Source organism: Sporosarcina sp. NCCP-2331, from assembly GCF_023707945.1.
GTDB classification, from domain to species: Bacteria; Bacillota; Bacilli; order Bacillales_A; family Planococcaceae; genus Sporosarcina; species Sporosarcina cascadiensis.
This window is the reverse complement of record NZ_BRCD01000003.1, coordinates 34,115-45,495: the sequence shown is the minus strand read 5'-3', so window position 1 is coordinate 45,495 and position 11,381 is coordinate 34,115. Positions and strand designations below refer to the sequence as shown.

Genomic DNA, 11,381 nt, shown 5'->3' with positions numbered 1-11,381 from the left:
AAGCAGAGTGACGTGCACTCTACTTTTCTCTTTGCTTGATATTTTATTGCTTCAACCAAACATTGGCGCCATTTGGATGAACAATTTGAATGGAGTTATCTGGTGATACGTCAAACCCTTGTACTTTTTTATTCACCCCGGCAGTTGATTCTTGTACATCAATTTCAAGACGAGGTACATCTTTCAAGATGATTTTCAATGCTTCTTGATACAACTTTGCACGTTCCTCTTGATCTGCTGTATCTGAAAGTGCGCTATTTAATAATTTATCTACTTCCGGATTTTCATATCCTTTACCATTGCCCAATGCGCTCAACTGATCGGTATGGAACAGCTGGTATAAGAAGAAGTAAGGATCTGGATACCATGACCAGCCGCCGATTGACATAGGTGCATTTCCTTTAGACACCGTATCACTGTAAGTTCCCCACTCGACAACTTTAATCTCTACATCAATATTTAAGTTTTCTTTCATTTGGTTCTGGAAGATGGTTGCATATGGAACGCGTGCTTCCGCTACATAAATCTCTGTTTCAAAACCATCCGGATAGCCTGCTTCTGCAAGTAATTCCTTCGCTTTTTCAGGTTCGAATGTTGGCACTAAATCTTCCAAAGCTTCATCATATCCCCATGAACCTGGAGGTAATGGTAGATAAGAGCGTACAGCTCCGCCCCACTGACTCACACCTTGTACAAGCTCATCTACATTCGTTGCTTTATAGATTGCTTCACGGACTTTTGGATCCGCAGTGGGTCCTTTTTTGTTATTCAAATCCAAGTACGTGATTGATAATGCTTGCGTTGTAAGCAAGTCCAAATTTTCGTCTTGTTCAATTAATGCACGGTTTTGCCCTTTTACGTCCATCGCGATATCGATATCACCTGAGCGCAATGCATTTGTCATCATATTCGTATCCGCAATTACTTTCATCTTCACGGAATCTACGTGAGGCTTTTCGCCCCAATACTTATCGAAACGGTCCAATGTCAGCTGCTGATCTTTCTGCCAATCTGTAATCATGAATGGGCCTGTCCCAACTAGATTCGCACCAAAACTCTCTCCCCATCCTTCTACTTCTTCTTTCGGTACAATAACGTTCCCTGCGTCTGTCAATACCGCCAATAAAGCTGCATTGGCTTTTTCTAAATGTACTTCCACTTCATTTTCGCCTGTCACTTCTACTTTTGTTACTCCGCGTAATCGATTCATAACAGATTCTTTTGCAGATCTTTCCAAACTATACTTTACGTCTTCTGCTGTCATTTTACGTCCATCCTGATATTTGCCCGGCTGGAAATAAATATCGTCTCGCAGCTTGAATGTATATACCAATAAATCATCGGAAATTTCCCACTCTGTCGCAAGTGATGGTTTAATTTCGGATAAATCTTTACTGTAAACTACTAGTGTATCCGCTACTGATCTCATAACCTGAGACTCATATACCCCGGTATACTTCACTGGATCCAATGTTTGTGGATTCGCTGATAAACCAATTTGCAATACTCCGCCGTCTTGTGGTTCCCCACTAGTTGAATCTCCACTGCTTGCTGACTCATCACCTGTCGTAGACTTCTTTCCCGAACAAGCACTCAGAACCAACAATAACGCCATACCCAGTAAAAATATTCTTAACGTTTTACTTCTCATCTTTCTCCCACTTCCTTCTGTTTCATATTGTGAACCAATGATTCACTGACTAAGATAGTTAATAATTTATCACAGAGATCTTTTCATGTAAAGAGGTAATTTCAAATATTCTGACCCTTCGTATACTTGCTAATTAATTATGGAGACAGAAAATTTATCATTTACTTTTAATTCTTACAATGCTAGAATTACGAATATTCACATTGTGGACCAGTGGTTCAAATTTATGAAACAGAGGTGAAGGCGCATGGGGAAATATATAATCAGACGATTATTCGACCTACTTCCTACCGTTTTTGTAGTAGCAGTCATTGTATTCATCATCACACGACTGATCCCCGGTAATCCTGCGGCTGTCATGTTAGGACCGACAGCGAGCGTAGAAGATATTGAAAAATTAACTACACAATTGGGATTGGATCAACCGCTTTATAAACAATTTTTTGACTATCTGCTGGGATTATTACAAGGCGATTTTGGGACTTCCCTTAGTTATAACCAGCCTGTCGTTCAATTAATAATGGAGCGTTTTCCTAATACAGTGATTCTAGCTCTTGCAGCTCTGATCATTGCATTGCTTATCGGAATTCCTGCAGGCATGATTTCAGCTGCACGCCAAAACTCCGCATTGGATTATGGCGTTATGCTTGTTTCATTACTTGGGGTTTCGATGCCGATTTTCTGGTTAGGCGTCATGCTCGTTCTATTCTTCAGCGTAAACTTAGGATGGTTTCCGGCAACAGGAATGGGGACGCTCGATGATGGTTGGATTTCATATATAAAACATCTCATACTTCCAAGTATTACTCTGGCGACGATCCCGATGGCGACATTTGCCCGAATTACACGATCTAGTATGTTAGAAGTAATTTCACAAGAGTATATTAAGACCGCACGTGCAAAAGGTGTTGCCGAATTTTGGGTCATCTCGAAACACGTATTGAAAAACGCTTTAACACCAATCTTGACTGTCCTTGGTATGCAAATTTCCATGCTTTTAGGCGGTGCAGTTCTAACAGAAACCATTTTTAGTTGGCCGGGCATGGGCCGACTCATCGTAGATGCAATCGATAAACGGGATTTCGTCGTCGTTCAGGGAACCGTTCTATTCATTGCCATTATCTTCGTATTAGTGAACTTACTCGTTGATATCTTATATAAAGTTGTCAATCCAAGAGTTAATTATGAATCTAGCAAAGGAGGCGGACAGTAATGATGAACGTCCAACCGAACACTCCTGAAACGATTGCTGCAGCAAAAGGCAATATTCCTGCTAACGAAAAAGTGTTCTTGAAAAAACTATTGAAAAATAAATTAGCAGCAGTTGGGCTGGCCGTTACCATACTGATGATTCTCGTTGCTGTCTTTGCACCTTTTATCGCTACACATCCGCCAAACGAAATGAATGTGGGAAACTCTTTAAAACCGATCGGAACGGATGGTCACATTCTAGGTACAGATAATTACGGCCGTGATTTATTCAGCCGTCTGGTATATGGAGCTAGAATTTCACTGCTAGTCGGTGTTTCTGCTGTTTTATTCGGTGCGATCTTAGGTACATTCCTTGGTTTGATTTCGGGTTATTTCGGCGGAAGACTTGATTCCATCATCATGCGTACGATGGATGGACTGTTCGCATTCCCATTCATTCTTCTGGCAATCACGCTAATGACTGTACTCGGTCAAGGTCTCGTCAACGTAATTATTGCCATTGGTATTGCGAATATTCCCGGCTTTGCAAGGATTGTGCGCGGACAAGTACTAAGTGTGAAAGAAGAAGAATATATCGAAGTCACACATTCACTTGGGGCAACTCATTCGAGAATTTTATTCCATCACGTGCTGCCTAACTGTCTGGCGCCGCTGATTGTGTATGGAACAATGAGCGTAGCGGGCGCCATTATTTCAGAAGCCGCACTTAGTTTCCTTGGTCTAGGTGTTCAGCCCCCTACTGCTTCATGGGGAAGTATTTTGAAGGACGGAAAAGATTTCTTAGTTTTAAATCCACAAATGGCGACATTCTCAGGACTCGCCATTCTTATTACAGTTTTAGGCATCAATTTATTCGGTGACGGCTTACGAGATGCTCTTGATCCAAAAATGCGCGTGTAACTGATAGGAGGAATCGAAATGTCGGAGAATTTGCTATCCATCGAAGGGCTGGATGTGGAATTCCGCTCTTCCTCTTCTACTGTCAAGGCCGTTAACGGTGTAAATCTGACATTGAAGAAAAAAGAGACGTTAGGAATCGTAGGCGAGTCGGGATCAGGTAAAAGTGTCACAGCTACAGCATTGATGCAACTCATCCCCTCACCTCCTGGTAAAATCAGCAGCGGTAAAATTTTATTTAACGGTACAGACTTATTGACTCTGTCCAAAAAAGAAATGCGGGCCATCCGCGGAAATGAAATTGCTATGATCTTCCAAGATCCGATGACCAGCTTAAACCCTGTTTTCACAGTAGGCAATCAGATTATTGAAGCCATTCGACAGCATAAAAAGCTATCGAAGAAAGAGGCAAGATTGGAAGCCATAGAAATGCTGAAAACGGTTGGTATACCCGAACCGGAAAAGAGAATTGATATGTACCCCCATGAATTTTCTGGAGGTATGCGGCAGCGCGCCATGATTGCAATCGCTCTATCCTGTAATCCCAAATTATTGATTGCAGATGAGCCGACGACAGCACTTGATGTGACAGTGCAGGCACAGATTTTGGAGCTAATGAAAGATCTTCAAGAATCAAACGATACGTCCATCATCATGATTACTCATGATCTGGGTGTTGTCTGGGAAATGTGTGACAACATCATCGTCATGTATGCGGGAACTACGGTGGAATCGGGGTCTGTTGAAACCATCTTCAAAAACCCGTTGCATCCTTACACATGGGGACTGCTGGAATCACAAATCACAAAAGATGTTCAGCATAACGAAAAATTGCCTGCTATTCCGGGAAGTCCTCCAGACTTACGGAAACCTGTCCCTGGCTGTCCTTTTGTTGACCGATGTCCGTACAGCGCAGAAATCTGCCACACGAAAAAACCTGAATATATTGAAGTAGAGCCAGGACACTTTGCTGCCTGCCATTTTCAAACTGCAACAAGCCGATTGGAGAAGAAGGAGGGAATGTTCGTTGACTGAAACTATTATTAAAGCGACCGATTTAAAAAAACACTTCCCTATTTCAGATCCAATGCCTTTTAAAAAATCTACACAAAGTGTCAAAGCCGTAGATGGGGTAAGTTTTGATGTATTCAAAGGAGAAACGCTTGGAATCGTAGGCGAATCAGGCTGCGGGAAATCTACATTAGCGCGATTGATTAACCAGCTGATCAGTCCTACTTCGGGATCTGTTGAATTCAATGGTACTGACTTAGCGTCTCTCGGTATAAAAGAAATCCGCAGTGCACGAAAATCTATTCAGATGGTATTCCAAAATCCCGATGCATCGTTAGATCCGCGGAAAACTATTGAATCGTTAATTGCCGAACCATTGGTCATTCATAAAATCGGCACGAAAGAGAGCCGCCGCAAACGTGTGCATGAGCTGTTGGAAATTGTAGGGTTAAGCAGTTATCATGCCAGCCGATATCCGCATGAGTTTTCCGGAGGGCAAAAGCAGCGGATCAATATCGCTCGGGCATTGACGTTAAATCCAGATGTCATCATCTGCGATGAGCCTGTTTCAGCTCTTGACGTATCCGTACAGGCTCAAGTCATTAATTTGTTGAAGAGTCTTCAAAAGGAATTCAACTTAACCTATATATTTATCTCCCATGACTTGAATGTTGTCCGCTATATGTGCGACAGGATTGCAGTGATGTATCTAGGTAAAATCGTCGAAACAGGTACATTCAAGGAGATTTATGAGGATCCTAAACACCCTTATACAAAGGCACTTCTTTCGGCTATTCCAAAAGAGAATCCATATGAACAGCGGGAAAGAATTATTTTAAAAGGTGATGTTCCAAGTCCTGTGAATCCGCCATCCGGCTGTCATTTCCATAAACGTTGTCCTTTTGTAATGGATGTTTGTAAGAATACACGGCCCGAATTACAAGAATTAGATGAAGGCCATAAAGTTTCTTGTCACCTATATTAAAAACTGGAGGAATTATAAATGTCATTAAAGCATGTAGTTGAACTATTAGAGGTTATGGATCACCACACCGTATCAGGTGAAGATGTGAAAAGCTACTTGGAACAAATTTCATCAGCTGCTACAATTCATGTCCAAACGGTAGAAGGAGAAAAAGGATCAACTGATTTTATCAAGGTAACCATTCCAGGCGTAAATGGAAAAATCAACGGGGGTTCAGCGAAAACTCTAGGTATTATCGGACGCTTGGGTGGAATTGGGGCACGCCCTGAAATGACCGGTTTTGTATCTGACGGAGATGGAGCACTTGCAAGTATGTCAGCTGCCGCAAAATTATTAGATATGTGCAATAAAGGAGATCGTTTACAAGGAGATGTAGTTTTAACAACGCATATTTGTCCTGTAGCTCCGACTTCTCCACACGAACCGGTGCCGTTTATGGGTTCTCCGGTAGATATTATGGAAATGAACCAGCATGAAGTGACGAAAGAAATGGATGCCATCATTTCAATCGATACAACAAAAGGAAATATGATCACCAACCATAAAGGCTTTGCCATCACTCCTACTGTAAAAGAAGGATATATCTTAAAAGTTAGCAATGATCTTCTACATCTGTATACACAATCTGCTGGTATTTTACCGGTCACACTGCCAATTACAACACAAGATATTACACCATATGGCAACGGAGTGTATCACGTAAATAGCATCTTGCAGCCAGCAGTTGCGACCAATAGTCCAGTAGTAGGCATCGCTCTTACAACTCAAACGGCTGTAGCAGGCTGTTCAACAGGCGCAACTCATCCAACAGATGTGGAACAAGCTGTGCGTTACGCAATTGAAGTTGCAAAGTATTACGGCGAAGGGAAATGTTCCTTCTTCGATGAGAAAGAGTTCGAGCATCTTGAAGCACTGTACGGAAAAATGAGTCACTTGCAAACTAAAGGAAACGAGGTAAATGCTTAATGACTAACTTAGAAGATTTAAAAAAATTCGTTGTGGATGAAGTAGAAAAAAATAAAGAGGAGCTATTGCAGCTGTGCAGTTCATTGATTCAGATCCCAAGTGAAAACCCTCCTGGTGATTCAACAGAAATCAGTAATTTCATTGCGAGCTATTTAAAAAAATCAGGGGTAGAGTTGGACTGGCATGAAGCTGCTGACAAGATGTATAACTTGTTAGCCTCCCAAGGTGCTGAAGGCGGTAAGGAACTGGTATATTGCGGACACACCGATGTTGTTCCAGCAGGCGACCTCTCGAAGTGGGATTTCAATCCATTCTCAGGTGAAATAAAAGATGGATGGATGTTAGGCCGCGGCGCCAGTGATATGAAAGCAGGCTTGGCAGGATTAATTTTCGTTTTCGGTTTGTTCAAGCGCTTAAATATTGAACTGCCCGGTAAATTAACATTGGCCATTGTTCCTGATGAAGAAACTGGCGGAGAATACGGTGTGCCTTGGTTACTGGAAAGAAAGCTGGTAACGGGAGACGGTGCATTAATCGCCGAACCTTCCTCTCCATTAAATCCAACGATCGGTCAAAAAGGATCCTATTGGTTTGAACTTGAAGTGTTTGGCGAACCTGGACATGGCAGTCTTTCCCCTATCGCAGGCAACAATGCCATTACAGATGCGATTCTTGCGATCCAAAAAATTCAAGGCTTATGGGAGCTGGATGTACATATTCCTGAAGAGATACAGCCATTGATAGAAGTTTCGAAACGCTATATGCGGGAAGTAGAAAAAGATAGAATCAAATATCAACCGGTATTGGAAAGAATTACAGTGAACATCGGTACAATCAACGGGGGTACGAAATCCAATGTAATACCCGAAAGTTGTAAAGTGCAAGTAGACTGCCGATTGCCTTTCGGTGTCACACATGCACAAGTCTCGGAATACTTGAAAAAGGAATTGGACAGCCTGGATATTCGCTACTCCATTCGATTATTTGGTTTTAAAAGCGAAGCCAACTATACGCCTGCGGAAGACCCGGTATGCCGTGCGATCGTTGACAATATCAGCGCTATAACAGGCAAGGAGTCATATGGTGTCATGCAGTGGGCAAGCAGTGACGCAAGACATTTCCGAGATCATAATATTCCCGTATTACAATACGGACCTGCTTACTTACCAAGCATTCATGGATATAATGAAAAAGTCCAAGTGGAAGATATTGTACGATGTGCAAAGGTATATGCAGCCGCTGCCATTGATTTCCTACACAATAATTAGTATTATTTACTTATACGAGTGAATAATAAATAAATTAATAAAAGGAGTCTTCTATGCTAAAGACAGTCAACTTGGCACTAGTCATTCTGAAGATGTTTACACGTGAAAAAAGTGTTTGGGGTGGCAGAGAATTGGCTGCTGAAATGGGACTTAACCATACCAATGTCTATAGAATACTAGAAACATTGGAACGAAATGGATTCATCTCTAAAGACCCGATCACCAAACAGTATAAGCTCGGCTCTGCTGTTTGGGAATTGGGCACTGTTTTCTATGAAAATTTGAATGTCCAAGAGATGATCAATCCTCATTTACAAGAGCTATGTGATCAAACAGGGGAATCTGTATTTTTCACAGTTTTAGATGGGGATGATACGTTAATGCTAACCGTCATCGAACCGGAAAACAAAGTCCGTTTCCCTATCACACCTGGAAGCCGTGCCCCTTTATATGTTGGTGCATCTTATCGTTCCATTCTGGCCTATCTGTCAGATGAGAGAATTGAAAAAGTCCTTTCTGGTGAAATGGTTAAATTTACCGATAAAACGAAAACGGATCCTGATGAACTGCGCAAAGAGCTTCAGTTGATAAAAAAGAATGGATTTGCTATGAGTCAAAGCGAATATACCCCTGACGTCGTTGCGACAGCTGTCCCATTGATCATCGATGGAGAGGTTCTTGGTTCGCTGACTGTAGCTGGCCCTTCGTATCGAATTGACCAAGAGCAACAATCTTCGTTCATTCCCCACCTTCGAAAAACACGGGATGCTATCTTGTGTAATATGCAGAAGTATAATCTAGCCCTTTAAAAGAAAGAGTGCCAGCGCTCCCCTGCTGGCACTCTTTCTTTTTTGCATAACTATCCCGGTTGTTTCTCTTACATCATTTTACTATACTGAATACATGACTATACTTACACCAGATCAAATCAGAGAATTGAATAGCTACAGTATTTATTTAGAGAACCCGGAACATCCCGTATTCACGCTGGCCGACCTCCAAGATCCTGCGCGGAATAAAGATTGTATCTTGGTGGCAAAAACTGTTAGTCAAAGTCCGAATGAAACTGTCGCTGCTTCCTTCTTCATGCGCCGGCTCGGCATGTTTTTTGCGATGCAGCTGTATAATCTCGCCGCGTATGATGAAATGTGGAAAGGATCTGCAGATGATCTGCGTTTCGGAGCAATTATGGAGTTCGGCAATCGGACCATCAGCACCTATGCAGACGCAGCTGATTGGGAAATTGTTGAGGATAATGAAAGACTGTCAGCCATACGAGGTGTGTTAGAGAATGCACATGCCGTCATCACAGCAATGCGGATGACTGTCAGCATTTCTCCATTAACTTTATGGGAAAATATTTTCGGCTTCTGGCTGTGGCAATATCATGTGCTGCTTTCAGATCCGAGCACAGAGATGGAGGCCCGGGAAGACTCGAACATATTAAAAAACGATGAAACATGGAAAGGCATTGCCGGCCATTCCCGCTTTGCAAAATATTTAAACGGCAGTGAACCATCTGATTTGCTGAACACCACCGTCCGTACCACCTGCTGTTTCTCAAAGGACGTGCCAGGTTTGATACAATGCGGGTTCTGCCCGTTAAAATAAATTTGGGATGCGCGTGCGTTTGGCGCCCGGCAGAACCGAGATACTTTGGTCCGCTTCATTCATTCGCGCAGACACGCAAAAAAAGCTGTCCAGAAAGTCACACACAACTTTCTGGACAGCTTTTTCAATGGCCTTTCTGCCGAATGCTCATTGGATACCCCTAAGTGATCATTAATACTGCCCCACGCTCATTTGCCTTCACAAGGATCATATAAGCGCGTAAATCGCTCGCACTTGCACTTCAGGCGATCATTCAGCAGTCCCTTTTCTTCTTCGATAAGCATAAAACGACTGCTTTGTGGAATAAATAATACCCATGGCTGCACCGCTGTAGAAAAACCCCATAAAAATCCCAGCTGACAGATTTTTTGGGTGGCTGATGAATATAGAAAGTGCCAATGCGAGAACCGTGGCCACTGTTGAAAGCCAGCTCGCCGGCATGCGAAACAGCCACTTGGCAAGCAGGACCACGACCAGCACGACCGGCACAGCCCAGACCGCATCCCAAATATTTGTATGGACTACAGGAAACTCTGTTAACATGCCATACATCCTTTCGTTTGGGGTAGGATGTGCAGAATGTCAGCAGTTATCCTGTTTAATCAAAAAGCCCCCCGGTCCGAAGACTAGGAGGCGAGGCGGCTACACTTCTTTCGTAGCCGCATGGCGTATTTCTTTACGACGTTCATAAATATTCTGGACGATGACTTTTCCGACTGCATAGGCCGGCACAGCCACCACGATTCCCAGGAATCCCGCGATGCTTCCCGCCACTAATAGCACGGTAATGACGGTCAGCGGATGAATATCGAGAGTTTTTCCCATAACATTCGGTGTGATCAGATTACTGTCTGTCTGCTGCGCAACAAGCGTCACGACAGCTACCCAGATGACCAGCTTCGGATCCTGCAGATAGGCTATTAAAATAGCCGGAGCTACTGCGATCCATGGCCCGATAAACGGAATCAGGTTCATGAACAAGGCCAAAATAGCCAGCAGCAATGCATACTCCAAACCGATAATTAAATATCCGATTAAAATAATAGTGGCGAGAATCGAACTGATCAGCAACTGACCTTGGATATAAGAACGAAGTACTCTGTCGATATCTTCTAACGTCTTTTTCACCCAGACCTTACGCTGCCCTGAAAACAAATCATAAATTTTCGGTGCCAGTTTTTCATGGTCCTTCAGCATGAAGAAAAAGAAAAAGGGAACGAGCAAAAGTAAAACGACTGCCTGTACGAATGACTGGATGAATGTGACAAACCATTTACCAAATTGCACGGCAAATGACTGAATAGATTCAAAAGCTGAATTCAGCGAATCCTGCAGACTGTCGGGCAAATTGTCTTTTTGATTAATGGCTTCATTTTTCAGCTGGTCCAGCTGGCTGGCTAACGCAGGAGCGTTTTCGACCAGATTATTCACCTGTTTCGTTACAATTGGACCAATCAATGCCACTAAAATCCAAATGACCGCCACTAAGATTAACATGACAGAAACAATGCTTCCCCAACGCGGCATTCCACGTTTCTCAAGTATACGCTGAATTGGCTCTGTCATGTAATACAGCAATCCGCCAAAGATCAGCGGCAGCATAATGGTCTGGAGAATAATTCCGACCGGTTTAAAAATATAGTTCACTTCTAAAAAATACTTGGTGATTAACAGTGCCAGTAAAACACCAATACCAACCTGAAACCATACCTTTTTCGTCAAATTCCCACTTCCTTTATTCCGGATTAAACAAGTACTTTAAGTATACGCGGTCAGCAGG

11 protein-coding genes are annotated in these 11,381 nt (G+C 42.7%); 8 read left to right on the top strand and 3 right to left on the bottom strand.

Features of this window, described 5'->3' with window-relative positions; all coding sequences use genetic code 11:
- Positions 1–43: 43 nt before the first annotated feature.
- Positions 44–1,651, bottom strand: a complete 1,608-nt coding sequence (locus tag NCCP2331_RS02545; protein ID WP_153723576.1) for an ABC transporter substrate-binding protein — start codon at positions 1,649–1,651, stop codon at positions 44–46.
- 247 nt (positions 1,652–1,898) lie between these two features.
- Here NCCP2331_RS02545 and NCCP2331_RS02540 point away from each other — a divergent pair, with 247 nt between their 5' ends.
- From NCCP2331_RS02540 to NCCP2331_RS02505, 8 genes are all read left to right on the top strand, one after another.
- On the top strand, positions 1,899–2,864 hold the full coding sequence (locus tag NCCP2331_RS02540; RefSeq protein WP_153723575.1) for an ABC transporter permease: 966 nt from the start codon (positions 1,899–1,901) through the stop codon (positions 2,862–2,864).
- Positions 2,864–3,763 carry an ABC transporter permease gene (locus NCCP2331_RS02535; RefSeq protein ID WP_251668262.1) on the top strand — a complete coding sequence of 300 codons (900 nt, stop codon included), beginning with the start codon at positions 2,864–2,866 and terminating at the stop codon, positions 3,761–3,763. The genes NCCP2331_RS02540 and NCCP2331_RS02535 overlap by 1 nt, the downstream gene beginning before the upstream one ends.
- Before the next feature lie 18 nt (positions 3,764–3,781).
- Positions 3,782–4,795 (top strand): ABC transporter ATP-binding protein, encoded by a 1,014-nt coding sequence (locus NCCP2331_RS02530; protein ID WP_153723574.1) that lies wholly within the window; start codon positions 3,782–3,784, stop codon positions 4,793–4,795.
- On the top strand, positions 4,788–5,756 hold the full coding sequence (locus tag NCCP2331_RS02525; protein ID WP_153723573.1) for an ABC transporter ATP-binding protein: 969 nt from the start codon (positions 4,788–4,790) through the stop codon (positions 5,754–5,756). Before NCCP2331_RS02530 ends, NCCP2331_RS02525 begins: the two co-directional genes overlap by 8 nt.
- A gap of 18 nt (positions 5,757–5,774) precedes the next feature.
- Positions 5,775–6,722 carry a DUF1177 domain-containing protein gene (locus tag NCCP2331_RS02520; protein ID WP_251668261.1) on the top strand — a complete coding sequence of 316 codons (948 nt, stop codon included), beginning with the start codon at positions 5,775–5,777 and terminating at the stop codon, positions 6,720–6,722.
- A complete protein-coding gene (locus NCCP2331_RS02515) occupies positions 6,722–7,990 on the top strand; it encodes a M20 family metallopeptidase (RefSeq protein ID WP_251668260.1) in 1,269 nt (422 codons plus the stop codon). Before NCCP2331_RS02520 ends, NCCP2331_RS02515 begins: the two co-directional genes overlap by 1 nt.
- Before the next feature lie 53 nt (positions 7,991–8,043).
- Positions 8,044–8,799, top strand: coding sequence for an IclR family transcriptional regulator (locus tag NCCP2331_RS02510; protein ID WP_251668259.1), 756 nt, complete (start codon positions 8,044–8,046; stop codon positions 8,797–8,799).
- Between the two features lie 223 nt (positions 8,800–9,022).
- A complete protein-coding gene (locus tag NCCP2331_RS02505) occupies positions 9,023–9,601 on the top strand; it encodes a hypothetical protein (protein WP_251668258.1) in 579 nt (192 codons plus the stop codon).
- Positions 9,602–9,850: 249 nt separating this feature from the next.
- Here the strand turns inward: NCCP2331_RS02505 and NCCP2331_RS02500 are convergent, their stop codons facing one another.
- A complete protein-coding gene (locus tag NCCP2331_RS02500; RefSeq protein ID WP_309296353.1) occupies positions 9,851–10,144 on the bottom strand; it encodes a hypothetical protein in 294 nt (97 codons plus the stop codon).
- 99 nt (positions 10,145–10,243) lie between these two features.
- A complete protein-coding gene (locus NCCP2331_RS02495; protein WP_153723567.1) occupies positions 10,244–11,323 on the bottom strand; it encodes an AI-2E family transporter in 1,080 nt (359 codons plus the stop codon).
- Positions 11,324–11,381: the final 58 nt, after the last annotated feature.